Below are 26,478 nucleotides of genomic sequence, written 5' to 3'. Positions count from 1 at the left end.
GGCAAAACCGCAGGTCGGAGCGATTGTCAGTGGCGGCCCGTAGCGTCTTTCCCATGAATCAGCAGGGGGTGCGCTGGACCGCGGAACAGGTGCTTGCTCTGGCTCCTGACGCCGCGTCACGCAAGGCGGGAAGCAGGCTCGGTACGGCCGGGCCGTGGTCGGAGGCGGGGAGCAGCGGCTCGGGGGCGGTGTGGGGTCTCTGCAAGGGAAGCGGTCGTACGCCGTACCGGACCGTGGTCGACACGGCGGGCGGCAGCCCCGCGTACAAGTGCAGTTGCCCGAGCCGCAAGTTCCCCTGCAAGCACGCCTTGGGGCTCCTGCTGCTCTGGGCGTCCGACGAACCGGTGGTGAAGGGCGGGGAGGCGCCGGACTGGGCCGAGGAGTGGCTGGCAGCCCGCAGAACGAAGGCAGCGGCGGCCACGGGAGACACGGCCCGCCCGGCCTCGAAGACGGCTGATCCGCAGGCCGCGAAACGTCGGGCCGAGCAGCGCGCCGAGCGGATCACCCTGGGCGTGGCGGAGCTGGAGCAGCGCCTGAGCGACCTGCTGCGCGGCGGCCTGGCCGCCGCCGAGCAGAGTGGCTACGGGCTGTGGGAGGAGACGGCCCGCCGCATGGTCGACGCCCAGGCGCCGGGGCTGGCGGCCCGGGTGCGGGAGCTGGGCGCCGTACCGGCGTCGGGGCCGGGCTGGCCGGCACGGCTGCTGGAGGAGTGCGCGCTGCTGCATCTGCTGGACGCGGCGTGGCACGCACGCGAGCGGTTGCCGGAGCCGCTGGCGGCGACCGTGCGCGGCCGCGTCGGGCTCACCACGTCCGCCGGCGGGCCGCCGGTCCGTGACCGCTGGCTGGTGCTCGCCCAGTACGACACCCCGGACGGCAAGCTCGTGACGCGCCGCGTCTGGCTGTACGGAAGGGAGTCGGGGCGTACGGCACTGATCCTGTCCTTCGGGGCGGTCGGCAGGGCGCCGCAGATCACCCTGCCCACCGGCCTGACGCTGGACGCGGAGCTCACCTTCCATCCGAACCGGCTCAGGGCCGAGATCGGCCACCAGTTCGCCCCTCCCGCCCCCCTCGACTCGCCGCCACCGGGAGTGGACACCACCGAGGCGCTCCACGCCTACGGCGACGCGCTGCGGGACGACCCGTGGCTCGACTCCTGGCCGGTGACGCTCCATCACGTGATCCCGGTCCCGTCCGGCACCGGGTGGCAACTCATGGACGCACAGGCTCCCTTCGCCCTGCCCGTCGCTCCGACAGCCTTGTCCCGTCCCGGGTGGTGGAAGCTCGCGGCCGTGTCCGCGGGCGCCCCCGTCACGGTCTTCGGCGAGTGCGGCCACCGCGGCTTCACTCCGCTGACGGCCTGGGCCGACGGCTCGACGGAAACCGTCCCGCTGACCGAAGCCTGACCGTACGGAGGGCCCCATGACCAGCACCCAGCGCACCAGGACACGCCCCGCCACGGCATCGGGAGCCGCCCTGCCGGGAGGGGACGTGCCGGGGCGCTCCCCGCAGGGCGTCGCACACGACCAGCAGCACGACCAGCAGCAGGACCAGCCGGAGAGGATGCCCGTGCCCGAACGTTCGGCCCCCGAGGAGACGTCCCGGCGCGGCACCGGCCCCCGCGCGCCCGAAGCCGCCGCTTCGGCCGCAGCCGCAGCTGCGGTCGCCTGGGAAGAGCTCGTCACCATCGCTCTGCTCGGCACCGACCGCCGCACGCTGCCGCCCGGTCTCGCCGGGCCGGCCAAGGACGCCCCGGCCGCCCTGCTCGACGCTGCCGCGCACCAGACCGTACGGCGCAGGGCTGCCCTGGTCCCCGCGCCCGCCGCACCGCGCCCCGCTCCCGCACCGCACGACCCGCGCCCCCCACTGCCCGCGGCCGCGCGGCGGCGGCTCGCGCACCTGCTGGCCGGCCGCTCCGCGTCCCCGTCTGCCACCGGGGGCAGACGCGGCACCGCGCCCGACCTCACCGAGCTGCTCCCGCAGTGGCTCGCCGCCGCGAACCGGCGCCGCTACCAGGCCCCGCCGGCCCTGCTCCCCGCCGTGCTGGACGCCGCCCGCGCCCGTACGGACCTGCGCCCCCAGGCGCTCGCCTTCGCCGGTGTGCGGGGGCGGTGGCTGGCGGGGCTGAACCCGGACTGGCGGTTCGCGCGGCGCGGCGCGTCCGGCGGCGGCGCCCTGCCCGATCCCGACGACACGGCGGCGGTGCGAAGCCTGTGGGACGAGGGCCTGTTCGCCGAACGCGTCGGTCTTCTCACCACCGTCCGCGCCAAGGACCCGGCAGCCGCGCTCGCCCTGCTCGCCACCACCTGGTCCACCGAGCGCGCCGAGGACCGCCTGATGTTCCTCGACTCCCTGCGCTCCGGCCTGTCCGACGCCGACGAGCCCTTCCTGGAACGCGCCCTGTCCGACCGCAGCCGCAATGTGCGGACCACCGCGGCCGAACTGCTCTCCGCGCTGCCGGGCTCCGCCCTCGCGGCGCGGATGGCGACCCGGGCCGCCACCTGCGTCAGCCTGGACCGCTCCGGCCGCACGGCGGGCGGCGAGCGCGTCACCGTGGAGGCCCCGCACGAATGCGACGCGGACATGCAGCGCGACGGCGTGTCGCCCACCCCGCCGGCCGGGCGCGGCGAGCGGTCCTGGTGGCTGGGTCAGCTGGTCGAGTCCGCCCCGCTGCACACCTGGCCGAGCCGAATGGGCGGCCGTACGCCGCAAGAGATCGTCGCCCTGCCCGTGAGCGACGACTGGAAGGAGGAGCTGCACGCCGCTTGGTGCCGCGCGGCCGTGCGCCAGCTGGACGCGCAGTGGTCCCGCGCGCTGCTGGGCGTTCCGTCCGCTCCACCGGCGGCCGGTCCCGGTACGTCGTCCTTCGCCGAGCGGGCGAAGTTGTTGGCGACGCTGCCGGACGGTGAACGGGCCGAGTGGGTGGCCGCGTTCGTCGCCGCGCACGGTCTGTCCGAGGCGTTCCAGCTGCTGGCGGTGTGCACGGTGCCCTGGTCGGAGCCGCTGGGCCGCGCGGTGGTCGACGCGCTGGACATCGCGCGGGACGCGGGGAGCTATCCGTGGAGTTTCAGCGGCGTCATGGGCCTGGCGGAACGCTGCCTGGATCCCGGCGAGGCAGACCGCCTTGAGATCCTCACGACGACGCCCGACGAGCAGGAGGACGCGTCGCCCGGCGCGGCCGGCTACTGGTCGGAAGCGTTCCAGCGCCTGGTCGGCACGCTGCGCCTCCGAGCGGCGATGCTCGCGGAGCTGTCGGAGGTGTCGGAGCCACCGGGCGGCCAGGAGCGCCCGGACCCCGTACAGCCCACCGACCCCGTACGGCCCTCTGACTCCGCATCGCCCCCGGAGCCCGCACCACGCCCAGTGCCCGCAGCGCACCCACATCCGGGCTAGCCGCCCACCCCGCTGGGGTATCCAGGCGGTACCCGGGCCGGCTGGGGCACCCGGGGCCGGTGCGGCCGGCCCCGGGCCCCGCGGAGGGGCGGCTCTACGCCTGCGCCGCCTGGCGGACGTGGGTGTTGACCCACGCGACGATCGACTGCGTCGTGGCGCCCGGCGTGAAGATCTCGGCGACGCCCTTCTCCTTCAGCGGCGCGATGTCCGCCTCGGGGATGATCCCGCCGCCGAAGACCTTGATGTCCTCCGCGTCGCGCTGCTTGAGCAGCTCGATGACCTTCACGAAGAGCGTGTTGTGCGCACCCGAGAGGATGGACAGCCCGATCGCGTCGGCATCCTCCTGGATGGCGGTGTCCACGATCTGCTCGGGCGTCTGGTGAAGTCCGGTGTAGATGACCTCCATACCGGCGTCGCGCAGGGCCCGTGCGATGACCTTCGCCCCGCGATCGTGTCCGTCGAGTCCCGGCTTGGCGACCACCACGCGGATCGGCCCGGTCACACCCATCACTGCCTCCATGTACCGACTGCGCCGTCTTTGGCACGCGCCCCGCACCGCTGCGGACGGGGAAGTGAACGAACGTTATCGACAGCATCCCGCACACGCTCGTTTCACGGTGGACAGGGAGGGGGAAATCACACATGGGACATGTTCGCTATGCGTCGTTCCTGCCACATCAGGCGCTACGGCGGCACCAGCCGCAGCAGCCGGGACGGCCGCAAGGGGAGCCGCGACGAGGCCGTCGTTCCACCGTGCCGTCAGCCGCACGGCACGGTGGAACGGCCGCCGAGTCCTCGGTACGGCACCCCATGAGGGCACACGGGGGCGGAGCCGCCTCCCCGCGTGCCGTTCGGGAGGTCCGCCATGAGGGTCCTGCCCTTCTCCATTCCGCCCTGCCCGGCCCGGCTGCGCCTGTCCGCCGCGCTCCTGCGAGCCACCGCCCTGGAGCTCGCGATCCTCGCCGGACACCTCGTCCTCTACCCGTCCGGCATCGCCCAGGAGCGCCGCCACGGCGGTGTGCCCGCCCCCGAGCCCGCGCCGCCCGAGGCCACCGCGCTTCCCACCGGCGTGCTTCCCGCCGCCGGCCGCGACCGCCCGCCCGTCGTGCTCCTCCACGGCTTCGTGGACAACCGCTCGGTCTTCGTCGTCCTGCGCCGTTCCCTGGCCCGGCACGGCTGGCGGCACCTGGAGTCCCTCAACTACTCCCCGCTCACCTGCGACATCCGTACGGCGGCCGAGCTGCTCGCCCGCCACGTGGAGGAGATCTGCGACCGTACGGGCCACAGCCGGGTGGACGTCGTCGGTCACAGCCTGGGCGGCCTGATCGCCCGCTACTACGTGCAACGGCTGGGCGGTGACGTGCGCGTCCGCACCCTCGTCACGCTCGGCACCCCCCACACGGGCACGAGCGTCGCCCCGCCGATGAGTGCCCACCCCCTCGTGCGGCAGATGCGGCCCGACTCCGACGTGATCGAGGAATTGCGCAGGCCGGCGCCTTCGTGCCGCACGCGGTTCGTCAGTTTCTGGAGCGACCTCGACCAGCTGATGCTCCCGGTGACCACCGCGTGCGTCAGTCACCCGGATCTCATCGCCCAAAACATCCGGGTGACGGGAATCGGCCATCTCGCGTTGCCCGTTCATCCGGCGGTCGCCGCCGGCATCCGTACGGCACTCGAGGAGCAGGACGCGGCGGCGGGCACCTCGGACGCGGTCTCGGTCGCCTGAAGCTCCCCGAACCGCAGTCGAACATCTGTCGAACGCAACATCAAAGCTATGCCCGGCGTCGGCCGAAAGGCGGCCGATTGCCCGTTTCCGGAACGCGAAAAATCTGGCGAAGATTGTCGCCGTCCCTTACCGCCGGGTACAGTCGCGCCACTGCTTTGCCTCTGGGGCCCCCTACCCGGGACCCCAGCCCCCACAGGTCCCGCATTGCCGAGGCGAGAGAGAAGTTGGTGGACGACCAGCACGCCCACGCCGGGTACGACGGCTACTCCACCGGCAGCTTTCAGACGGATCCCCTCTTCGGTGCGCTTCCCTCCCAGGACAGCCACTACGACGCCGGCCACAGCGGCCAGTACGACACCGCCCAGTGGAATGCCACGGGCGCCCAGCCCACGGTCGGTTACGACGCGTACGACGCGCACCAGCAGTACGACGGCACGGGAACGTGGCCCACGGCCGGCCACCAGACGGCGGCCGACATCCCCACGCAGTCCACCGGCCAGTGGGACTCCAACGCCTGGAACCAGACAGGCCAGTTCGACACCAGCCACTTCACGACCGGCCAGTTCACGGCAGGCCAGTTCGCGACCGGCGCGTACGAGACGGGTCAGTACGACACCACTCAGTACGGGACGGGCCAGTACGACGCGGCGCAGTTCGCCCAGGCCGCCGACACCACCGGCCAGTGGAGCACGACGCCGGCCTACGACACCGGCGCGTACGACGCCACGGCCTGGAACTCCGGCCACACGGACGGCGGCTCCGACGGCCACACCGGTGTGCACGAGACCGTCACCGCGCAGCAAGTCTTCTACGAGACGGCCGAGTTCGCCCAGGCCGACCTGGCCGAGGCCCTCGCGGCGTACGCCCCGGAAGCACCCGACGCGTCCGACCCGTCCGAGGCGCCCTATGAGGCGACGTCCGACGGACCCGGCAACACGCCCGGCGCGGAACACGAATACACGTCGGAGTACGCGTCCGCACACGAGCCCGAACCCGGCGCGGAAACCGAAACAGACCTCGAACAGGCCCCGGCCGCCGCGTCGGTCGCGTCAGCCGCCCCCGGCACCCGCTCGTCCCGCCGCACCGCCGGCAACTCCGGCCGAGGCCGCCGCCGTACTCCGGCCAAACGCTCCGCACTCCTGACCGTCGCCGTCCCCTCCGCCTGCGTGATGGGCGTGGCCGGCATCGCCGCCGCCTCGGTCGGCAACGTGGGCGGTGGCGCTCCCGCCGAGGAGAAGAAGGACACCACCACGACGGCGTCGGCGGCCGACCCCGGCTCGGTGAAACCCGTAGCGGTCAACAACAAGCTCGACACCCAGCTGGCCAACCTCAGTACGGACGCCGAGGACTTCGCCGACCGCGCCAGCCGCACGCAGGAACGTATCGACCTCCAGGCGCGCCAGGCCGCCGAGAAGAAGAAGAGGGCCGAGGAGGCCGCCCGCAAGGAGGCCGCCCGCCCGAAGTTCGCGCTCCCGGTGGCGCAGCACGGCCTCAGCGCGTACTACGGCCAGGCCGGCGTCAACTGGATGTCCGTGCACTCCGGCATCGACTTCCCCGTCGGGTACGGCACACCGGTGATGGCCGCGACGGACGGCACGGTCCGCACGCAGTTCAACACCGCCTACGGGAACATGGCGATAGTGACCGCGGCCGACGGCACAGAGACCTGGTACTGCCACCTCAGCAGCACCAAGGTCCGCTCCGGCTCGGTGCAGGCCGGCGACGTCATCGCGTACGCGGGCAACTCCGGCAACTCCACGGGCCCGCACCTGCACTTCGAAGTGCGCCCCGGCGGTGGCTCAGCCATCGACCCCCTGCCCTGGTTCCGCAGTCACGGCCTCAGCCCGACCTGATCCCAGGCTCCGAGTGCCCCCGGGCCCGGGCCTGAAACCAAGAAGCGGCGCCCCGGCCCCGGAATGCGACGCGGAAGCCGCCGCGCCCCGGAGCGACGGCCCCGGGGCGCGGCGGTGAAGGGCTCGCGCCCTGCCGGATCTTCTACAGCTTCTCGACCGGCGCGTACCGCAGGAGCAGCTTCTTCGGGCGCTCGTCGCCGAAGTCGATCGTCGCCTGCGCGTCCGACCCCGTCCCCGTCACCGTCATCACGGTGCCGAGCCCGAACTGGTCGTGCGTGACCCGGTCCCCGACGGACAGCGCGACCACCGGCTTGTCCGACGCCCGCCGGGTGGCAAACCCCGAAGCGCCGCCGCCCCCGCCCCGCGAGCGCGAGGCCAGCGAGGCCGACAGCGACGAGGCGACGCCCGACACCGGCCCGGCCGGCACCTGCGCGCCCTTGCGCTTCCACGTCAGGTAGGTGTCCGGGATCTCCTCCAGGAACCGCGACGGCGGGTTGTACGACGGCTGCCCCCACGCACTGCGCATCGACGCCCGCGTCAGGTAGAGCCGCTCGCGGGCGCGCGTGATGCCGACATACGCGAGCCGCCGCTCCTCCTCCAGCTCCTTCGTCTGGCCGAGCGCGCGCATGTGTGGGAAGACGCCGTCCTCCATGCCCGTCAGGAACACCACGGGGAACTCCAGCCCCTTCGCGGTGTGCAGCGTCATCAGCGTGATGACGCCCGACCCTTCCTCGTCCTCGTCGGGGATCTGGTCGGAGTCCGCGACGAGCGCGACCTTCTCCAGGAACTCGGCCAGCGTCCCGGGCTCGTCGCCCTCGCGCTCCTGCTCGAACTCCAGGGCCACGGCGGCGAGCTCCTGGAGGTTCTCGATGCGCGTCTCGTCCTGCGGGTCGGTCGAAGCCTGCAACTCGGCGAGGTACCCGGTCCGTTCGAAGACGGCTTCGAGGACCGTGGCGGGCCCGGCGCCGGACTCGACGATCGTACGGAGCTCCTCCATCAGCGTGTTGAAGCGCTTCACGGCGTTCGCCGAGCGGGCCGCCATGCCGTACGCCTCGTCCACGCGCCGCAGCGCCTGCGGGAAGCTGATCTTCTCGCGCAGCGACAGCGCGTCGATCATCGCCTCGGCCCGGTCGCCGATGCCCCGCTTGGGTACGTTCAGGATGCGGCGCAGCGGGACGGTGTCCTCGGGATTGGACAGGACGCGCAGGTAGGCGAGGACGTCCCGGACCTCCTTGCGCTCGTAGAAGCGGACGCCGCCGACGACCTTGTAGGGCAGCCCGACGCGGATGAAGATCTCTTCGAAGACGCGGGACTGGGCGTTCGTACGGTAGAAGACGGCGACGTCGCCGGCCTTGGCGTCGCCCGCGTCCGTCAGCCGGTCGATCTCCTCGGCGACGAACTGGGCCTCGTCGTGCTCGGTGTCCGCGACGTACCCGGTGATCAGGGAGCCGGCGCCGGCGTCGGTCCACAGGTTCTTCGGGCGGCGGTTCTCGTTGCGCTCGATGACGGCGTTGGCGGCGGTGAGGATGGTCTGCGTCGAGCGGTAGTTCTGCTCCAGCAGGATCGTCTTCGCGTCCGGGTAGTCCTCCTCGAACTGGAGGATGTTGCGGATCGTCGCGCCGCGGAAGGCGTAGATCGACTGGTCGGCGTCACCCACGACGCACAGCTCGCCGGGCGCCCGGCCCTCGCCCGAGGGGCCCACCAGCTCGCGTACGAGTGTGTACTGAGCGTGGTTGGTGTCCTGGTACTCGTCGACCATGACGTGCCGGAAGCGCATCCGGTAGTGCTCGGCGACGTCCGGGAACGCCTGGAGCAGGTGGACCGTGGTCATGATGATGTCGTCGAAGTCGAGGGCGTTGGCCTCGCGCAGCCGCGCCTGGTACATCGCGTACGCCTGCGCCAGCGTCTTCTCGAAGCCGTCGGCGGCCTGGCCCGCGAAGGTCTCCTCGTCTATCAGCTCGTTCTTCAGGTTCGAGACCTTGGCGCTGAAGGCCTTCGGCGGGAAGCGCTTCGGGTCGAGGTCCAGATCGCGGCAGACGAGCGCCATCAGGCGCTTCGAGTCGGCGGCGTCGTAGATCGAGAACGAGGACGTGAAGCCGAGCTTCTTCGACTCGCGGCGCAGGATCCGCACGCACGCACTGTGGAAGGTGGAGACCCACATGTGGCCCGCGCGGGGGCCCACCAGCTGCTCCACGCGCTCCTTCATCTCGCCGGCGGCCTTGTTCGTGAAGGTGATCGCGAGGATCTGGCCGGGGTGCACACCCCGCTTGGCCAGCAGGTAGGCGATGCGGTGGGTCAGGACGCGGGTCTTGCCCGAGCCGGCGCCGGCCACGATGAGCAGCGGGGACCCGGCGTGCACGACAGCGGCGCGCTGCTCCTCGTTCAGCCCTTCGAGCAGCGCGGCGGCGTCCACGACGGGGCGCGGCGCGCCGTCCCTGTAGTGCGCGTCCCTGGGCGCCGGGGGTGCGTCGAAGGCGCCCCCGAACAGGTCGTGCGGGACCGGCTCCGGGGCGTGGTCCTCGGGGGGCGGCGGGGCTGTGTCCTTTGCGTACTCCGCGTGCTGGAGGTCGGCCAGGAAGCTGTCGTCAAAGAGGCTGCTCATCGTCTACCAAGCTTAGGCGGCACCACCGACAGCCCGCCCCGGATTCTCCCGGGCCGGTCGGAACGGACCGGCCGGACCCGGTGCTCCGCACGTCCGCGCGCCCGCCACCGCGCCGTGTGACCTTGCGCACGCCCGGTGTCCGCTCCCGGGGCCGCACCCCTGGGCCGGGCGCCACCGGCCGGAGCGGCGCGCAACGGAATCGGCACGGCCAGGTCACGGAGATGTATCGGGCATATCGAACATCGGGCTTCCCAGTGGTCGTGCCTGTTGGCTAGCGTGCCGACTCGGGCTGCTCGTACCCCAGCCGGCGAACAGCGCCGGAGCGGGCGGTCCACGCCGAATCCGGCCTGCCGCAGGGCAGTTCGGAACCGGGGACCCACGCGCACCACCTGGGGTGAATCGGTCCGCAGTCCCACGGACCGTAGGGCACCTTCCGTTTCTCCCGCCCGAACCCGACAGCTAACCCGGTAGGCGGTCCACGGAAGGAGATGCCGGCCTTGGCGTCGCATCGCAAGCCGCGTACCCGGGTACGCACCACCGCACCCGCCCTGGGTGTCACCACGGCGGCTCTCGCCTCAGTCGGTCTGCTCGCCCAGTCCGCGGGAGCGGCGCCGGCCGACCCGTCGGCTCCCAAACCGTCCGTCGAAGAGGTGCAGAAGAAGGTCGACGACCTCTACCGGCAGGCCGGCACGGCCACGCAGAAGTACAACCTCGCCAAGGAGGCCACCGACAAGCAGCGGAAGTCGGTGGACGGCATGCTGGACTCGGTCGCCCGGAGCACCGAGAGACTGAACGACGCGCGGCGCAAGCTGGGCACGTACGCGGCCGCGCAGTACCGGTCGGGATCGGTCACGCCGACCGCCGCGCTGCTCCTCGCGGACAGCCCGCAGGCGTACTTCGACCAGAACCGGCTGATGGACCGGATGACGGAACGCCAGCGGGCGGACGTCACCGACTTCCAGAAGCAGCAGGAGACGGCGTCCGAGGAGCGCGCCGAGGCGACGCGGAGCCTGGAGAGCCTGACCGAGTCGCAGGCCTCCCTGAAGTCCTCGAAGCAGGACGTGCAGCGCAAGCTCGCGGAGGCGCGCGACCTGCTGTCGCGGCTGACCGCGCAGGAGAAGGCGCGGCTCGCGAAGCTGGAGAAGGAGCGCGAGGCCGAGGCGCGGCGCAAGGCCGAGGCGAAGGCCAGGGCGGAGGCGGAGGCCGCGGAGAAGGCGGACGCGGAGCGCGAGCGCGAGCGGCGGGAAGAGGCGCAGAGGGACGAGAGCGGCACGGGCGCCGGTACGGGCGCTGCCCCCGGCGCCGGTACGAGCCCCGGCACCGGCACCGGCTCCTCCTCCGACGCGTACGCCGCCAAGGCCGAGAAGGTGCTGGCCTTCGCCCGCGCCCAGATCGGCAAGCCGTACGTGTGGGGCGCGGCGGGCCCCAGTTCGTACGACTGCTCCGGTCTGACCCAGGGCGCCTGGAAGGCCGCCGGCGTCACTCTGCCCCGTACCACCTGGGACCAGGTGAACGTCGGCAACCGGGTGGCGACCGAGAACCTCAAGCCGGGCGACCTGGTCTTCTTCTACGACGACATCAGCCACGTCGGCGTCTACATCGGCGGCGGCAAGATGATCCACGCGCCCAAGCCCGGCGCGTACGTCCGCGAGGAGTCGATCTTCTACATGCCGATCCACGGCAGCGTCCGCCCCGCGTAGCCCCGAGCGGCCCCGCGCCCCCCGGGCGCGGGGCCGCGGGCAACGCGTCCGTGCGGCATCGGACTCAGGTCCAGAGGACCGCGATGAAGATGTTCGCGACGGTCAGCCCGCCGACGGCGCCGAAGAGCGCCTTGTCGGCCTTCTCCTCGTCCCGCTTCACGTAGACCAGGCCGAGGATCACCACCAGGATCGCGAGCTTGACGCCGATCTTGAGGTTGTTCACCGTCTGGTCGTCGGCCTGGTTGAGACCCACCAGCGCCACGCCCGTCACGAGCATGGTCAGCGCGCCGTGCAGCATCGCGGGGGTGAACCGGGCGGTGCCGGCGCTCATCGCCTTCATCTGGGTCAGGAAGCCGCCGAGGAGCGCGGCGATGCCGATGATGTGCAGGCCGACGAAGACATTGATGAGTACGTCCATGCAGCGGAGCCTAGACCCGGCCATAGCAGGCCCGGCGGCCGGGTTGCCGGGCCATCGCCGTATCGGTCGCGGAAGCGCGGAATGCTCGCTTCCGGCGGGAGCGGGGCTCTCAACCGTGTTCATACGACGCCCTGTTTCGACCACTGTCGGTCAATGCGCCGCAGCCCCGTGACCGCCACGTTTAGCGTCCTTCCCCAGGTGACCGACTCCCCACCGCCGTTTCTCCCCGGAACGGCAGTCGGCCGCCCCGCCGAGAGTCCGGCGGCGGTCCGTTCCCCTGTGCGGGGCGCCGCCGGATGCGAGCGGCTCGACGTACAGCGACGTACCGGACGGAAGGACGTGGACGCCCTCGTGGCCACGCACCGAAAGCCCAAGCAGCGCACGCTCAACGGCAGCACCGCCCGCACCGCCTTCACCTTCGTGCTGGCCGGGGCGGCGAGCGCCACCGCGTTCGACGGCATCGGGCACGCGGAGCCCGCCCTCACCCCCGCTCAGGTGAAGGCGAAGGTGGACCAGCTCTACCACGACGCCGAGGTCGCCACGGAGAAGTACAACGGCGCGAAGGAGAAGGCGGGCGCCGCCGTCGAGTCGCTGGACGCGCTGCGCGACGAGGCCGCCCGCGGGACCGAACGCCTCAACACCGCGCGCAACGCGCTCGGTTCGCTCGCCACCTCGCAGTACCGCACCGGCGCCGTCGACCCGGCCGTACAGGTCGCGCTGACGTCCGACCCGGACCAGTTCCTGCGCCGCGCCTCGATCGCCGACCGGGCGGGCGACCGGCACGCCGCGACCGTGAACGGGATACGGCAGCAGCTCGGGCGGATCACCCGACTGCGCGAGGAGGCGGACGACCGCCTGGCCGAACTCAAGTCCCACCAGCGGGACCTGCGCGAGCACAAGACGAGGATCCAGGACAAGATCGGCGCGGCCGAGAGCCTGCTGTCCCGCCTCACGGCGGAGCAGCGCGCGCGGTACGCCGAGGAGGACGGCCACGGCGTCTCGCCCGCCGCCGCCCGCGCGGACCGCGCCGCGCCGCGCGCCGTCCCGGCGGCCGAGGCGGCGCCCGGCTCCCGCGCCGGGCAGGCGGTCTCGTTCGCGTACGGGGCGATCGGCAAGCCGTACGTCTGGGGCGCCACGGGGCCGAACGCCTTCGACTGCTCGGGCCTGACCCAGGCGGCCTGGAAGGCGGCGGGCGTCTCGCTGCCCCGTACGACGTACACGCAGATCAACGCGGGGCGGCGGGTCTCGCGCGCGGAACTGGCCCCCGGAGACCTCGTCTTCTTCTACTCCGGCATCAGTCACGTGGGTCTCTACGTCGGCGACGGCCAGATGATCCACGCGCCACGACCGGGCGCGCCGGTCCGGCTGGCCCCGCTCGACCAGATGCCGTTCGCGGGGGCGACGAGACCGGCGTGACCGCGTCCGTCCGGCTTACAGACACGGGTCCCCGGGTCTGGAACCGCCCGGGCGGGGTACACGGCGTAGGAGAGCGTGCGGTACGCCGTACCGCACACCCCGTGCCACATGCCGCACGCCGTGTGGCGTGTCACCTGTCACGACCGTGAACGGAGGGCCGACCATGCCGGGCATCATCAACCGGATCAAGCAGTACGCGAGCAGCCCGCAGGGGCGCCGGACGATCGCACAGGCGCGCCGGGCGGCGTCCGACCCGAGGAAGCGCAGCCAGGCGAAGCAACTGCTGGGGCGCCTGCGGGGCCGAAGGCACTGAAGCCGCCGGGCGTACGGCACGGAGCGGGGCGGGACACCGGAGAGGTGTCCCGCCCCGTCCGCGTCCCCGGGTGTGGCCCACGTCACTCCCCAGAAGCGCTTCCTGACCGATGATTCGGGAGCGGGGCGGCGGTCTGCCCTGCCGTACACCCGAAATGAGCCGGAGGAGAGACCCCATGCGCATCGTGATCAGTGAGTTCATCAGCCTGGACGGCGTCGTGCAGGCCCCGGGCGGTCCCGAGGAGGACACCGACGGCGGCTTCGCCAACGGCGGCTGGTCGCACCCGTTCTTCGACCCGGAGGTGGTGGGCGGCGCGTTCGACGACGTGGTGTCCAAGGCGGAGGCGCTGCTGTTCGGACGCCGGACCTGGCAGACGATGGCGGGGGCGTGGCCCGGGCGGGCCGGCGACCCGTTCGCCGACCGGATGAACGCCCTGCCGAAGTACGTCGTGTCCCGGACCCTGAGCGACGACGAGCTGACGTGGGAGAACACCACGCGCATCCCCGGCGCGGAGGCCGTCGCCGGCATCCGGAAGGTCCGTGAGAGCGACGGCGGCGACCTGGTGGTCATGGGCAGCCCCACGCTGGTGCGCACCCTGCTGAGCGAGGGCCTGGTCGACGAGCTCCGGCTCATGATCATGCCGGTGCTCGTCGGCGGCGGTAAGACGATCTTCCCCGAGGACGGTGGGCTGCGCACGCTGGAACTGGTCTCTACGGTCACCAGCGACGCGGGCGTGCACGTGTGCACCTATCGGCCGGTCACCGGGCGGTAGGCCCACGGCGAAACAACGGACGGGGGCGGCGAGCGGCAACGGGACGGAGACGGGGGACGGGACCGACCCGGGTGGCAGAGGGAACGGGCGGCGGCAAGCCGGCACCGTGCGCGGACAATTGCCTTGAGGCGGCCGGCCGCCGTGTGCGACGGTGCGCCCATGCCGAACGACCGTCGCCGTACCCCTTTGCCCAAGTCCGTCCAGGAAGCCGTCACCGCGGAGCACACCGCCGACGCGCGCCTGCGCTATCTCTACTTCTGGGGTCACCGGCCCACTCCCGGCGCCGCGGCGGGTCCCGGCTGTCTCAGCCAGTGGTGGCCCGTGGAGTTCACCGAGGACGGTCACACCTACCGCTCCGCCGAGCACTACATGATGGCCCACAAGGCCTGGCTCTTCGACGACCCGGAGTCCGCCGCGAAGATCCTCGCCGTCGAGCATCCCGCCGAGGCCAAGTCGCTGGGCCGCCGGATCACCGGTTTCGACGAACGGACCTGGCGCGAGCACCGCTACGCAATCGTCGTACGGGGCAGCATCGCCAAGTTCGGACAGCACGACGCCCTCCTGCGGTACCTCCTCGCCACCGGCGACCGCGTCCTCGTCGAAGCCAGTCCGCTCGACCGGATCTGGGGCATCGGCCTCGCGGCCGACGACGCCCGCGCCGCCTCCCCCACCACGTGGCGCGGGCTCAACCTGCTCGGATTCGCCCTGATGGACGCCCGGGAGGCACTGGCCGAGGCAGCGTGAACCGCCGGGGGGTCACACCAGCCGGCGTGCCGTGGCCCATCGCGTCAGCTCGTGCCGGTTCGACAGCTGGAGCTTGCGGAGCACCGCCGAGACGTGCGACTCGACCGTCTTCACCGAGATGAAGAGCTGCTTGGCGATCTCCTTGTACGCGTAACCCCGCGCGATCAGCCGCAGCACCTCGCGCTCGCGCTGCGTGAGCCGGTCCAGGTCCTCGTCGACCGGCGGCGCGTCCGTCGACGCGAACGCGTCCAGGACGAAGCCGGCGAGCCGGGGCGAGAACACCGCGTCGCCGTCCTGCACCCGGAAGATCGAGTCGACCAGGTCGGTGCCCGTGATCGTCTTCGTGACGTATCCCCGGGCGCCGCCGCGGATCACGCCGATCACGTCCTCCGCCGCGTCCGACACGGACAGCGCCAGGAACCGCACCGGGTTCTCCACCGCCCCCATCATCGGCGCGCACCGGCGCAGGACCTCGACGCCGCCGCCGCCCGGCAGGTGCACGTCGAGCAGGACGACCTCGGGGCGCGTCGCCGTGATGACGGTGACCGCCTGGTCGACGTCGGCGGCCTCACCGACCACCTCGACCCCGGTCGAGTCGGTCTGGCCGATCTCGGCCTGAACTCCGGTACGGAACATCCGGTGGTCGTCCACCAGCACCACCCGTACCCGCCGGTCCCCGGTTCCCTCGGTCTCGGTCATGCGTCCGCCGCCCTCTCCATCTCAAGCTCGACCTCCGTGCCCCCGTCGGGCGCGGAACGCAGCCTCGCCGTACCGCCGTTGCGCTGCATACGGCCGATGATTGATTCTCGTACGCCCATGCGGTCTCCGGGCACCGCGTCCAGATCGAACCCCGGCCCCCGGTCCCGTACGGAAACGAAGACCCTACGGCCCTCGACCTCCGCGTACACCTGCACCGCCCCGCCCTCGCCACCGTACTTGGCGGCGTTCACCATCGCCTCGCGCGCGGCCTGCATCTGTGCGACGAGTTTGTCGTCGAGCGGGCAGTCGCCGACGACCACGACCTCCAGTGGTACGCCGTGCTTGTCCTCGACCTCCGCCGCCGCCCGCTTGACCGCCTCGGCGAGGGTGTCGGGCTCCTCCGCCTCGTCCTTGCCGGTGCCCTCCGGCCGGTAGAGCCAGTTGCGCAGTTCCCGCTCCTGGGCGCGGGCGAGGCGTCGTACCTCTGAGGCGTCCTCCGCGTTGCGCTGGATCAGCGTCAGCGTGTGCAGCACCGAGTCGTGCACGTGGGCGGCGACCTCGGCGCGCTCCTGGGCGCGGATGCGCATCAGCCGCTCCTCGGACAGGTCCTGGGTCATCCGGACCAGCCACGGGCCGGCGAGCAGCGCGATGCCGGTGACGACCGCGAGGGCCGCGGTGAGGACGTTGCCGAGCTGGGCCGCGGAGCCCCGGACCACCAGGAACGCGGTGAGCCCGACGCCGACCAGCGCCACGCCCGCCATGCCGCGTGCGAGCTGCAGCATCCGGCGGCGGCTGCCGGTCTCCGTCCAGTGGGCGCGGCGCGCGTTGTCGGCCTGCCTCCATACGAGGACGACGCCGAGACCGATCAGCAGGGCAGGCCAGACGTACCGCCCGGCCTGCCCGCCGACCTCGACGTTCATGACGAAGGTGACGGCGCCGACGAGCAGCGCGCAGAGCGCGAAGACCTGGCCCTTGTCGGGCTTGCGGAGCTTGCGGCGTCCGTCGGGTGTGGTCTCGAACGCCGAGCGCGGCGCGTCCACGCCGCCCACGCCGAGCGGCACGACGAACCAGAAGACGGCGTACAGCAGCGCGCCCAGGCCGTCCGAGAGGAAGAGCGCGAGGAAGACGATCCGCACCCAGACGACCGGCACCCCGAGGTGACCGGCGAGCCCCCGCGCGACGCCGCCGAGCATCCGGCCTTCGGCGCTGCGGTAGAGCTTGCGCGGCTGCGGCGGCTCCTCCGGTTCGGGGGCGCGGGGGTTCGCGGCTCGGCGGGGCGTGGCGACTGGCATGCTCCGATCGTCACACGTACGGGTGGGGCCGGGCATCAGGGTCGGTCCCCTACATGCCCCTGACGGGCCGGTCCCGGGCCTGCCGCCGGACGCGCCGCCCGACTCGGGGTCGAAATCAGGGATCGTCCAGGGTCGGTTCGGGTGCCCCGCCGCCGTACCGCACCTCACCATGGACGTATGACACAGCCGTACGACGCCGCCGCTCCCCCGGGGCCCCCGGACGACCCGTCGGAGCAGCCCGCATCCCAGCCGCCGCTGCGCCGCAGCAAGCGGCAGAAGCTGGTCGGCGGCGTCTGCGGCGGGCTCGGCCGGCACTACGACCTCGACCCGGTGATCTTCCGGGTCGGTCTCGGCGTACTGGCCGTCACCGGCGGTCTCGGCCTGATCTTCTACGGCTTCGCCTGGCTCTTCGTCCCGCTGGACGACGAGGACGAGAACGAGGCCCGCCGGCTGCTGACCGGCCGCGTCGACGGCGCCACCCTCAGCGCCGTGCTGTTCGCCCTTATCGGCTGCGGTCTCTTCCTCTCCATGCTGAGGAACGGCACCGTCCTCGGCTTCGCCGTGATGCTCTCGATCGCCCTCACCGGCGCCGCCTACTGGTCACAGCGCCGCCGCCTCGCCGACCCCGGGACCGGCCCGGTCGACCCGGTGGCCGCGCAGGTCGCCTCGGTCGCGCCGCCCGAGACGCAGGCGCCGCCCGTGCCGGGCGCGCCCTCCTGGTGGCGCGACCCCATCGTCAAGGACGGCACGACGGGCCCGGTCGGCACCGGCTACCTGTGGGGGCCCCAGAACGCGGTGGTGGAAGAGGCGCCGGAACGGGCCCGGAGCGCGGCCCCGGCCCCCCGCCCGCCGCGGCGGCCCGATCCGGCGTCGCGCGGGCCGCGCGGCATCGGCGGACGGGTGTTCCTGCTGGCGGTGCTCGCGGGCGGGCTGGGCACCGGCCTGTCGTGGGACGCGCGGCCGCTCGGCACGAGCCTGCAGATCGGCCTGTCCTGCGCGCTCGCCGTCTTCGGGCTCGGCATCGCGGTCAGCGCGTTCCGCGGCCGCACGGGCGTCGGCACGATCCTGCTCACCGTGATCACGGCGCTGCTGCTCACCGGAGCCTCCGCGCTGCCCAAGCAGATCTCCACCGACTGGATGCGTACGAACTGGCAGCCCGCCTCGGCCTCCGACGTGCGGCCCCGGTACGCGCTGGGCTCCGGGGTGGGCACCCTCGACCTCAGCGACGTACGCATCCCGGCGGACGGGTCGGTGGCGACCCGGGCCGAGGTCGGGGCCGGCCGCCTCAAGGTCGTCGTACCGAAGGACGCGACGGTGGAGCTGCGCATGAACGTGGGGCTCGGCGACGTCCGGCTGCCCGGCGAGCGGCGGCAGGACTTCGACCTCCGGACGGAACACTTCCGCGACGAGACGCTGAAGCCCCCGAAGCCGTCCGGGGCGGCGCGGAGCGACAAGCCCGCCGGAACGCTGCGGCTGGACCTCGAAGTCGGCGTCGGACAGGTGGAGGTGGCCCGTGCCGCGAAGTGACTGCCCGGACAGCCGGGTCCCCGGGACGCGCCCCTCGCGCTTCCGGCACGAGTTCCGGCCCGGCAAGCTGATCAGCGGCCTCGCGGTGCTGGCCACGGCGGCGGCGTACACCGCGGACGCCGCGGGCGCCTGGCGTGTCCCGGCCTACCTGGCGCTCCCGGTGATCTTCCTCGGGCTGCTGCTGGCGGGAGCGGCGAGCTGGGTCGCCTACAGTCTGCGCCGGCGGCGCGCCGCGAGGGCTGCGTCGACGGAGAAGTACGCGGCTCCGGCCAGCACCAGTGGCAACCAGGCCATCAAGTAGGCGAGGTCGTTCCCGTAGTAGTACGGATCGGACGCCCAGCTCACCGTCAGCCACAGGCTCAGCGAGATCAGCGCCCCGCCGAGTGCGGCGAGGCGGGCGAGCAGCCCGATCAGCGTGCCGATGCCGACGGCGAGTTCACCGAAGGCGATCGCGTGGCCGAAGCCCTCGGGGTTCTTGAGCGCGAGATCGACGAGGGCGGGGACGGCCGACGTGTCGCGCACGCCGCGCATCATCTCGCCGATCGACCCGGTGCCGCTCGCCGCCAGGAACTGGCTGTCCGTCAGCTTGTCGAGGGCGGCGTAGACGAAGGTGACGCCGAGGAAGATCCGCAGGGGCAGGAGCGCGTAGTGGCGGGCCGTGGCCCGCAGGCCACCGCCGTGCGGACCGTCGCCCGGGCCCGCGCCCGCTCCCCTGCCCGCCACGATGCCGTTGCCGCCGGCCCGATGCCCGTGACTCATGGTCTGGTCCCGCCTCTCCGAAGCGTCAGCGCCGTACGGCGCGGGCACGATGATGCCCGCGCCCCTCGAAGAGGGATACGTATGCAGCGGTGGTCCGGCTCAAACAGCAGGTCACGACTGGGTTTCAGTCGGTGACGTCGATCGTCACCCGGTCGGTCTCGACACCCGCCGCCGTCACCACCCGTACGTCGACGCGGCCCGGCTCGACCTCCACCGGCACCGGCACGGTCAGCACCGTGTCCGTCGGGTTGGCGAAGCCGCCGGGCACCGGGATCAGCGGCACGTGGACGTGCACCGTCCCGATCCGTACGACCATCCGGGCCAGCCGGTCGGGCGTCCCGGCACCCGGCGGCACGAACCCCGCGCCGCGGATCTCGATGTCGTCACCGGTACGGATCGGCGCGTCCAGGTCGCCCGCCTCCCTGGCCCGTACGACCGAGAGCACCACCGGGCGGCCGCCCTCGGCGAACTTGGCCGCGAAGTACGTCGCCGCCGAGACCACGACCAGCAGCGCCAGCCCCCACGGCAGGTCGGGCAGCTGCTCGGGCCGCCGGGCCAGCCGGACCGCCGCGAAGACCACCGCCACCGCGCTCACCAGGACGTACTGGACGTCGGCGAAGCTGCCCCGGCCCGCGTCGTCGGTGAGCAGGTCGGCGGCGCGGGGACGGTCGGCGCGGACCTTCTGCAGACGCTGGGAGAGGACGCGCACGGTCACCACATGACGGACGACCACGGCGACGGCGCAGGTCAGCGCGAGGACGGTCAGCATGCCGAGGCCGCGGGCGAGTTCGAGGCCGGCGATGAGCGCGTCGCGGTCGGCGTGGTCGGAGGCGGCGGCGAGCTGGATGGCGATGACCAGCACCGCGAAGACGACGAGCAGCACCCAGCCCGCCGCGACGGCGCGCGAGGTCGACAGCCGGTTGTCCTCGCCGATGAGAGGCGCGAGGAGACCGCCGCGCGCCCGGTGCGCACGCGCCGCGCCGGTCAGCAGGGCGGCGGTGACGAGTGCGGCGAGGAGGCCCGCCGTACGGGCCGTGGTCCAGCCGGCGCCGATGGCGGTGAACGCCTCGGCGAGCACCAGCACGATCACCGCGCCCCACACCACGCACAGCGTGGCGCGCCACACCATGGCGAGCCACGCCTCGCCCGCCGCACGGCTGCGCTCGGCGACCGCGCGGGCCGACTGGGTCAGCTCGTCCGACACCCACTGGCGCGAGGCCCCGGCGGAGTGCGCGACGGCAGCGGGCAGCCCCTGGCCGGCGGCCAGCCCGTCGCGCTTGGCGAGGAAGGCCGCCACCGCGCGGCGGTGGCCCTCGCGGGCGCCGTGCGGGCAGTCGCCGCACGTACAACCGCCACTGTGCGTGCTCTGTCGTGCCTCTTGCACAGCCACGGAAGTTGCCGCCCTCTCGAACTCATCGAAGTCACGGAAGGGAACTGCCCTCCGGTGTAGGGGAATTCTGCCGTACGAAGGGAGGTCCCCGCGTCACCCGAAGGGGGCTGAGGGCGGGCTACTCGAACAGCTCCGGTTCGGTGCGGCTGATCCGGCTCCACAACGGCTGGTGGTTGATCCACGCGACGAGGTCGCTCCCGAGCTGGTCACGCGTGGCGACGGCGTCCTCGTGGTCGATCAGTACGGGCCGTCCCGCCGCCTTCGCGGCGAGCTGGACCTGGCAGCAGCGCTCCATCGCGATGAACCACCAGGCCGCCGCGTCCACCGAGTCGCCGACGGTCAGCAGCCCGTGATTGCGCAGGATGACGGCCTTGTGCGGTCCGAGCGCGCCCGCGATCCACCGGCCCTCCTGCTCGTCGACGGAGACGCCGGTGTACGCGTCGTACAGGGCGTGGTCCTCGTAGAAGGCGCAGGCCTCCTGGGTGATCGGATCGAGCAGCTCGCCCAGCGCGGACAGCGCGCGGCCGTGGAGGGAGTGCGTGTGGGCGACGGCCACGACGTCCGGCCTGGCCCGGTGCACCTGCGCGTGGACGAGGAACGCCGCCTGGTTGACGTGGCGGCGGCCCTCGACGACCTGACCGTCACCGTTGACGAGGATCAGGTCGCTCACGGTCATGTCGGCGAAGGCGAGCCCGAAGGGGTTCACCCAGTAGCAGTCGGCGTACTGCGGGTCGCGGGCCGTGATGTGCCCCGAGACGCCTTCCTCGTACCCGTACCGCCCGAAGAGCCTGAGCGCCGCCGCCAGCCGTTCCTTGCGGTGCCGGCGCTCCTCGGCGGCGGTCGCGTGAGTGGGCGGCATCGCGAAGTGCAGCTGCTCGACGGGTACGGGCGCCGGGCCGGGCGCGGGTGTCTCGGACGTCATGGGGCGGAAGCTACCGTGCGGTACGGCCGAGGAACAGGGGGGTCTGCCGCTTATCGCGCAGGCGTCTACAGCTCGTCGATCGCGGCCAGGTCGATGTCGACGGTGAAGGGAACCGACAGCTTCAGGCGATCGTGGTGGATGCCGACAAGGCCGTACGCCTTGGTGGCGGGGTCGAGTTCGTAGACGTACACGGCCGGACGGCCGTCGTCGCCGCGTTCCACCCGCCAGAAGTGGGCGATGCCTCCCTGGGCGTAGATCTGCGGCTTGCGCTCACGGTCGCGCTTCTCGGAGTCGGGGGACACCACCTCCACGGCGAGGAGCACGTCCTTGGCCCGGTAGTGGGTCTCCTCCGAGTCGGTCACCGCCGCGGCGCGGATCACCGACACATCGGGCTCGGGGCCCTGCCTCTTGTCGACGACGACCGTCATCTCCCGCCGCACCCGAAGATCCTTCGGGACTGTCGCGCGCAGGCCTGTCTCCAGCAGGAACATCGCCAGAGAGTGGAAACTCCTCTGCGGGCTCACGAAAACCAGGCTCCCGTCGATCAGCTCGGTGTGCGGCGGGAGGTCGGGCAGCGTCAGCAGGTCGTCCACGGTGTAGCCGTCCTGCGGCGGCACCGGCCACGAGATCTCGGTGGGCAGCGGCTCAGCGGTCATGGTTCCTCCCATGGACGGGATTCTCGGGCCTGCGGCCAGCGTACCGAGCGGGTACGACGATGCCGCCGCCCAAACGAATGAGCGACGGCATCGGCGTTGACCATGGAAACTACTGAGCGGGGGTCACTCCCACTCGATCGTGCCCGGCGGCTTGCTCGTCACGTCGAGCACCACGCGGTTGACGTCCGCGACTTCGTTGGTGATGCGGGTCGAGATCTTCGCCAGTACGTCGTACGGCATCCGCGTCCAGTCCGCCGTCATCGCGTCCTCGGACGAGACGGGGCGCAGCACGATCGGGTGGCCGTACGTCCGGCCGTCACCCTGGACGCCCACGGACCTTACGTCCGCGAGCAGCACGACGGGGCACTGCCAGATGTCGCGGTCGAGACCGGCCGCCGTCAGCTCCTCGCGGGCGATCGCGTCGGCGTCGCGCAGCAGGTCGAGGCGCTCCTTGGTGACCTCGCCGACGATGCGGATGCCGAGGCCGGGGCCGGGGAACGGCTGGCGCTGGACGATCTCCTCGGGGAGGCCGAGCTCCTGGCCGACCATCCGGACCTCGTCCTTGAACAGCTGGCGCAGCGGCTCGACGAGCTCGAACTCGATGTCGTCGGGCAGGCCGCCCACGTTGTGGTGGGACTTGATGTTGGCGGTGCCGGTGCCGCCGCCGGACTCGACCACGTCCGGGTAGAGCGTGCCCTGCACGAGGAACGCGACGTCCTCGCCCTCCGCGCCGGCCTCGGCGACGATCTCCGCCTGGGCCTGCTCGAAGACGCGGATGAACTCGCGACCGATGATCTTCCGCTTCTCCTCGGGGTCGGAGACCCCGGCCAGCGCGTTCAGGAAGCGTTCCTGCGCGTCGACGACCTTCAGCTGGACGCCGGTGGCCGCGACGAAGTCCTTCTCGACCTGCTCGGTCTCGCCCTTGCGCATCAGACCGTGGTCGACGTACACGCAGGTCAGCTGGTCGCCGATGGCCTTCTGCACGAGCGCCGCCGCCACGGCGGAGTCCACGCCGCCGGACAGGCCGCAGATCGCGCGCTTGGTGCCCACCTGCGCGCGGATCGAGGCGATCTGCTCCTCGACGACGTTGTGCGTGGTCCAGTCGGGCTCGATGCCCGCGCCCCGGTAGAGGAAGTGCTCCAGGACCTGCTGGCCGTGCGTGGAGTGCATCACCTCGGGGTGGTACTGCACGCCGTACAGCTTCTTCTCGTCGTTCTCGAAGGCGGCGACCGGCACGACGTCCGTGGACGCGGTGACGGTGAAGCCCTCGGGCGCGGCGGAGCAGGCGTCGCCGTGCGACATCCAGACCGACTGATCGGTGGGGGTGCCCTCGAAGAGCGTGGAGCCGGCCTTGGAGACGGAGAGAGGAGTACGTCCGTACTCGCGCGCACCGTTGTCGTCGACGGCGCCGCCGAGCGTGGTGGCCATCAGCTGGAAGCCGTAGCACATGCCGAAGACCGGCACACCGGCCTCGAAGATCTCACGGTCGAGGGTCGGGGCACCCTCGGCGTACACGGAGGACGGGCCGCCGGAGAGGATGATCGCCTTGGGGTTCTTGGCCAGCATCTCCGCCACCGGCATGGTGCTGGGGACGATCTCGCTGTAGACCCGGGCCTCACGGACACGGCGGGCGATGAGCTGGGCGTACTGCGCGCCGAAGTCGACAACGAGGACGGCGTCGGGGGCGGCGGGGGGCACTGCTGGCACGGGGCGGCCTTCCGGCGGTGAAGGGTGTCGGGACTGTCAATTCTAACGGGGACGCGACATTCGCTTCGTCTCACCATACGAACCCCTGCGGCGACCGCCGGACGGCGGCGGGCATACTGGCCCCATGCACGAGCAGCTGAGCTTCCTCTTTACCTATGGCACCCGGTCCGACCGGTGCCGTGGTCGAGCTGCTTGAGCTACTGACAAGCGACTTCACAGGCGCCCCGGGCCGACAAGGCCCGGGGCGCTCTGTCGTTTCCGGGCCTCGCCGCCCCGGGGAGCCGTACCCCTTCACGCCAGGAGTTACGGACATGAGCACCCCCACCGCCACCACCCTCCCCCGCACCGAGCAGACCGGCGCCCGCACCGAAGAGGCCGCGGGCCTGATCGGCCACGCCCGGGAGCGCATCGACTCGCTCGACGACAGGATCATCGGGCTGATCCAGGAACGGATGGCGGTCTCGGCCGTCATCCAGGAAGCCCGCATCGGTTCGGGCGGGCGCCGCGTGAACCTGTCGCGCGAGATGGAGGTCCTGGCCCACTACAGGGACGCCCTGGGGAAGCCCGGCACGGCGCTCGCGATGACGATGCTGGAGCTGTGCCGGGGCCGTGTCTGAGCGGTGTGCGGGGCCGGCCGTACCCGAGTTCGGGCGCATCCTCACCCGTACGGCGCGTGACCGGGCCCGGTGGCCGTTCGTTGGTCCCGGTGTCCGCACCAGCCAGGGGCGGCGCGCAGGTAGAGAACCACGCGTGGCTCCGCCGGGGCGTGCGGCGTACTGCAAGTGCGTCGTGGGACCTCGCCCCGGCGCGCGTGACCGGTCGGCAGGGGACAGCAGCCCGGTCACCCAAGGCGGTCGGTTCCGGGGACGCCCGGAACCGGCCGGCCGTGTCCCCTCCTCACCCCCGGGATGTCGTCGAAACTGTTGCGCGGGTCGCGAGCCGTCCCCCACGATGCGAAGGCAGCCCCCGTCCCCCGGACGGCCGCCGCACGGTCGGCACCCCCGGAGCGCGCCCGCCTCGCGCGCTCCCTCGCACAAGCCAGCGGCGCACCCCCCGGCGCCGCCCCCCGCGGCACCGGCGCTGCCCTGACGCCGGTGCTGACGGCCTGGGGCCCCGCGGATCTCCCCCGTCCGCGGGGCCCTTCGCTCGTGCGCGGGCCCGCTCGCCGGCGCCCGCGACCTGCTGTGATGCAGACCACATGAGAAACGTGTGAGTTTCCGGGCAACCCTTTACGCCAGTCACAGGTCATCCATGCGAAACAAAGGCCACCTGTGCACCCCCAAGCCCGGCGGCCCTCACATCTCGTGCTGCTATCCATGCGGCACGCCAGACTTTCTGAGGTCTACATGAAGCTTCGCCGTGCCATGGCCGTCGCGGCCGCGACGGCCGTCATAGCTCCCGCCGCCTTCCTGGCCGCGCCGGCCGCGCACGCCGACGGTGACCCCACCTCCACCACGCAGACCGACCCGGGCCTCGCGACCGACCCGGCCCCGGAGACGGACCCGCAGACGGACCCGGCGGACACGACCGACCCGGCCGACGACACGGACCCGGCCGACGAGAACCCGGAGACGGACCCGGCGACGGACCCCGACGGCGAGACCGACCCGGCGGACGAGACGGACCCGGCGACCGACCCGGCCACCGACCCCGCGACGGACCCGGCGACCGACCCCGCCACCGACCCCGCGACCGACCCGGCCACGGACCCCGACGGCGAGACCGACCCGGCCACGGACCCGGCGACCGACCCCGACGGCGAGACCGACCCGGACGGCGAGCCGGAGGAGCCCGGCACCGACCCCGGCGAGGAAGACCCGGCGGACCCGACGGACGAGTACCAGCCGTGCGAGCCGGAGATCGACGAGAACGGCGACTACGTCGACCCCAAGTCCGACCTCCAGCTGAGCATCGACGGCCTGCCCGGCAAGATCGTCGCCGGCAGCGGCTGGCACAACTTCACGATGACCGCCGCCAACCCCACCGACGCCGCGCTCGGTGAGGTCCAGTGGATCGCGTTCGTCGACAACGAGTCGATGAGCGACGACGAGAACGACTGGCTGAGCAGCCACCTGCAGTTCGACTACTTCGACGAGGGCACGCAGTCCTGGGAGGAAGTGGGCGGTCCGGAGTTCCTCGGCCAGACCGAGCTCGGTGCCAAGGACGTCGTCGACATCGAGCTGCGTCTGAACATCAGCGCGAAGGCCCCCGCCGGCGCGAGCTTCGCCATCGGTTTCGGCGGCTACATCGACGCCGACGAGGAGTGCATCCGTACGTCGATGGCGTACTGGGAGTTCGACGTCCTCGCCGCGGGCAGCGACAACGAGAACCCGGGCAAGCCCAAGCCGGTCGACCCGCCGGCCGGCACCCCGGTGCCCACCCCGGAGCCGCAGGGCGGCGCCAAGGAGATCCCGGTGACCGGCAGCCTCGCCGAGACCGGATCCTCGTCCGCGATGCCGATGTTCGCCCTCGCGGGTGGCGCGGCCGTGGCGCTCGGCGTCGGTGCGATGTTCGTCGTACGCCGCCGCAAGGCCGGTTCGGAGGCGTGAAATCGCCGAACCTGGTGACCCGGTGACACACCGGTAGAGCCGG

General features: G+C 72.4%; 23 protein-coding genes and 1 riboswitch. Of the genes, 13 read left to right on the top strand and 10 right to left on the bottom strand.

Going from position 1 to position 26,478, the window contains the following annotated elements:
• The first annotated feature begins 53 nt into the window (after nucleotides 1–53).
• A complete protein-coding gene (locus tag IE185_RS16880; protein ID WP_189715426.1) occupies nucleotides 54–1,403 on the top strand; it encodes an SWIM zinc finger family protein in 1,350 nt (449 codons plus the stop codon).
• A 157-nt stretch (nucleotides 1,404–1,560) separates the two neighbouring features.
• The gene (locus IE185_RS16875) at nucleotides 1,561–3,390 is read left to right on the top strand and encodes a DUF5691 domain-containing protein (protein ID WP_229843555.1); all 1,830 of its coding nucleotides are present in this window, start codon (nucleotides 1,561–1,563) and stop codon (nucleotides 3,388–3,390) included.
• A 94-nt stretch (nucleotides 3,391–3,484) separates the two neighbouring features.
• Here the strand turns inward: IE185_RS16875 and icmB are convergent, their stop codons facing one another.
• Nucleotides 3,485–3,898, bottom strand: coding sequence for a coenzyme B12-dependent isobutyryl CoA mutase small subunit (icmB, locus tag IE185_RS16870; protein WP_138899033.1), 414 nt, complete (start codon nucleotides 3,896–3,898; stop codon nucleotides 3,485–3,487).
• Nucleotides 3,899–4,255: 357 nt separating this feature from the next.
• On the opposite strand from icmB, the gene IE185_RS16865 reads away from it, so the two are divergent.
• Together IE185_RS16865 and IE185_RS16860 are read left to right on the top strand one after the other, a co-directional pair.
• Complete coding sequence (locus IE185_RS16865; RefSeq protein ID WP_189715424.1) at nucleotides 4,256–5,116, top strand: lipase family alpha/beta hydrolase; 861 nt, start codon at nucleotides 4,256–4,258, stop codon at nucleotides 5,114–5,116.
• Nucleotides 5,117–5,343: 227 nt separating this feature from the next.
• On the top strand, nucleotides 5,344–6,969 hold the full coding sequence (locus IE185_RS16860) for a M23 family metallopeptidase (RefSeq protein ID WP_138898596.1): 1,626 nt from the start codon (nucleotides 5,344–5,346) through the stop codon (nucleotides 6,967–6,969).
• A 142-nt stretch (nucleotides 6,970–7,111) separates the two neighbouring features.
• Here the strand turns inward: IE185_RS16860 and pcrA are convergent, their stop codons facing one another.
• A complete protein-coding gene (gene pcrA, locus IE185_RS16855) occupies nucleotides 7,112–9,571 on the bottom strand; it encodes a DNA helicase PcrA (RefSeq protein ID WP_189715423.1) in 2,460 nt (819 codons plus the stop codon).
• A gap of 324 nt (nucleotides 9,572–9,895) precedes the next feature.
• A riboswitch (cyclic di-AMP (ydaO/yuaA leader) is annotated at nucleotides 9,896–10,061 on the top strand.
• A gap of 7 nt (nucleotides 10,062–10,068) precedes the next feature.
• Here pcrA and IE185_RS16850 point away from each other — a divergent pair.
• Complete coding sequence (locus tag IE185_RS16850; RefSeq protein WP_138897466.1) at nucleotides 10,069–11,271, top strand: C40 family peptidase; 1,203 nt, start codon at nucleotides 10,069–10,071, stop codon at nucleotides 11,269–11,271.
• Between the two features lie 64 nt (nucleotides 11,272–11,335).
• On the opposite strand, the gene IE185_RS16845 is transcribed toward IE185_RS16850, so the two are convergent.
• Nucleotides 11,336–11,689 carry a hypothetical protein gene (locus IE185_RS16845; protein ID WP_138897465.1) on the bottom strand — a complete coding sequence of 118 codons (354 nt, stop codon included), beginning with the start codon at nucleotides 11,687–11,689 and terminating at the stop codon, nucleotides 11,336–11,338.
• 351 nt (nucleotides 11,690–12,040) lie between these two features.
• On the opposite strand from IE185_RS16845, the gene IE185_RS16840 reads away from it, so the two are divergent.
• The 4 genes from IE185_RS16840 to ybiA all read left to right on the top strand — a co-directional run bounded on the left by IE185_RS16840 (nucleotide 12,041) and on the right by ybiA (nucleotide 14,934).
• Nucleotides 12,041–13,105, top strand: a complete 1,065-nt coding sequence (locus IE185_RS16840) for a C40 family peptidase (protein WP_229843551.1) — start codon at nucleotides 12,041–12,043, stop codon at nucleotides 13,103–13,105.
• A gap of 163 nt (nucleotides 13,106–13,268) precedes the next feature.
• Nucleotides 13,269–13,418, top strand: a complete 150-nt coding sequence (locus IE185_RS16835; RefSeq protein WP_167368021.1) for a hypothetical protein — start codon at nucleotides 13,269–13,271, stop codon at nucleotides 13,416–13,418.
• 175 nt (nucleotides 13,419–13,593) lie between these two features.
• Nucleotides 13,594–14,190: a dihydrofolate reductase family protein gene (locus IE185_RS16830; RefSeq protein ID WP_138897463.1), complete on the top strand. Its 597-nt coding sequence runs from the start codon at nucleotides 13,594–13,596 to the stop codon at nucleotides 14,188–14,190.
• A 159-nt stretch (nucleotides 14,191–14,349) separates the two neighbouring features.
• A complete protein-coding gene (gene ybiA, locus IE185_RS16825; protein WP_138897462.1) occupies nucleotides 14,350–14,934 on the top strand; it encodes a riboflavin biosynthesis intermediates N-glycosidase in 585 nt (194 codons plus the stop codon).
• 12 nt (nucleotides 14,935–14,946) lie between these two features.
• On the opposite strand, the gene IE185_RS16820 is transcribed toward ybiA, so the two are convergent.
• Both IE185_RS16820 and IE185_RS16815 read right to left on the bottom strand, forming a co-directional pair.
• Nucleotides 14,947–15,633 (bottom strand): LuxR C-terminal-related transcriptional regulator, encoded by a 687-nt coding sequence (locus IE185_RS16820; RefSeq protein ID WP_138897461.1) that lies wholly within the window; start codon nucleotides 15,631–15,633, stop codon nucleotides 14,947–14,949.
• Nucleotides 15,630–16,925: an ATP-binding protein gene (locus tag IE185_RS16815; protein WP_138897460.1), complete on the bottom strand. Its 1,296-nt coding sequence runs from the start codon at nucleotides 16,923–16,925 to the stop codon at nucleotides 15,630–15,632. The genes IE185_RS16820 and IE185_RS16815 overlap by 4 nt, the downstream gene beginning before the upstream one ends.
• A 177-nt stretch (nucleotides 16,926–17,102) precedes the next feature.
• On the opposite strand from IE185_RS16815, the gene IE185_RS16810 reads away from it, so the two are divergent.
• Both IE185_RS16810 and IE185_RS16805 read left to right on the top strand, forming a co-directional pair.
• Complete coding sequence (locus IE185_RS16810) at nucleotides 17,103–18,452, top strand: PspC domain-containing protein (protein WP_189715420.1); 1,350 nt, start codon at nucleotides 17,103–17,105, stop codon at nucleotides 18,450–18,452.
• Nucleotides 18,439–18,753 (top strand): hypothetical protein, encoded by a 315-nt coding sequence (locus tag IE185_RS16805; RefSeq protein WP_229843550.1) that lies wholly within the window; start codon nucleotides 18,439–18,441, stop codon nucleotides 18,751–18,753. Before IE185_RS16810 ends, IE185_RS16805 begins: the two co-directional genes overlap by 14 nt.
• Here the strand turns inward: IE185_RS16805 and IE185_RS16800 are convergent.
• The 5 genes from IE185_RS16800 to guaA form a co-directional block, all read right to left on the bottom strand.
• Nucleotides 18,660–19,211, bottom strand: coding sequence for a DoxX family protein (locus tag IE185_RS16800; RefSeq protein ID WP_138897697.1), 552 nt, complete (start codon nucleotides 19,209–19,211; stop codon nucleotides 18,660–18,662). The genes IE185_RS16805 and IE185_RS16800 overlap by 94 nt on opposite strands.
• 124 nt (nucleotides 19,212–19,335) lie before the next feature.
• The gene (locus tag IE185_RS16795; RefSeq protein ID WP_138897698.1) at nucleotides 19,336–20,601 is read right to left on the bottom strand and encodes a hypothetical protein; all 1,266 of its coding nucleotides are present in this window, start codon (nucleotides 20,599–20,601) and stop codon (nucleotides 19,336–19,338) included.
• 118 nt (nucleotides 20,602–20,719) lie between these two features.
• A complete protein-coding gene (locus IE185_RS16790) occupies nucleotides 20,720–21,523 on the bottom strand; it encodes a class II aldolase/adducin family protein (protein WP_138897699.1) in 804 nt (267 codons plus the stop codon).
• A 65-nt stretch (nucleotides 21,524–21,588) separates the two neighbouring features.
• Nucleotides 21,589–22,179 (bottom strand): Uma2 family endonuclease, encoded by a 591-nt coding sequence (locus IE185_RS16785; RefSeq protein ID WP_138897700.1) that lies wholly within the window; start codon nucleotides 22,177–22,179, stop codon nucleotides 21,589–21,591.
• Between the two features lie 123 nt (nucleotides 22,180–22,302).
• Complete coding sequence (guaA, locus tag IE185_RS16780) at nucleotides 22,303–23,886, bottom strand: glutamine-hydrolyzing GMP synthase (RefSeq protein ID WP_138897703.1); 1,584 nt, start codon at nucleotides 23,884–23,886, stop codon at nucleotides 22,303–22,305.
• Nucleotides 23,887–24,197: 311 nt separating this feature from the next.
• Here guaA and IE185_RS16775 point away from each other — a divergent pair, with 311 nt between their 5' ends.
• Together IE185_RS16775 and IE185_RS16770 are read left to right on the top strand one after the other, a co-directional pair.
• Nucleotides 24,198–24,503, top strand: a complete 306-nt coding sequence (locus IE185_RS16775) for a chorismate mutase (RefSeq protein WP_189715418.1) — start codon at nucleotides 24,198–24,200, stop codon at nucleotides 24,501–24,503.
• Nucleotides 24,504–25,232: 729 nt separating this feature from the next.
• A complete protein-coding gene (locus IE185_RS16770; protein ID WP_229843549.1) occupies nucleotides 25,233–26,435 on the top strand; it encodes an LAETG motif-containing sortase-dependent surface protein in 1,203 nt (400 codons plus the stop codon).
• The last annotated feature ends 43 nt before the right edge of the window (nucleotides 26,436–26,478 follow it).

Origin of the sequence: Streptomyces chryseus, from assembly GCF_014650755.1 — a bacterium.
GTDB lineage: Bacteria > Actinomycetota > Actinomycetes > Streptomycetales > Streptomycetaceae > Streptomyces > Streptomyces chryseus.
This window is presented reverse-complemented; position numbering and strand designations above follow the sequence as displayed.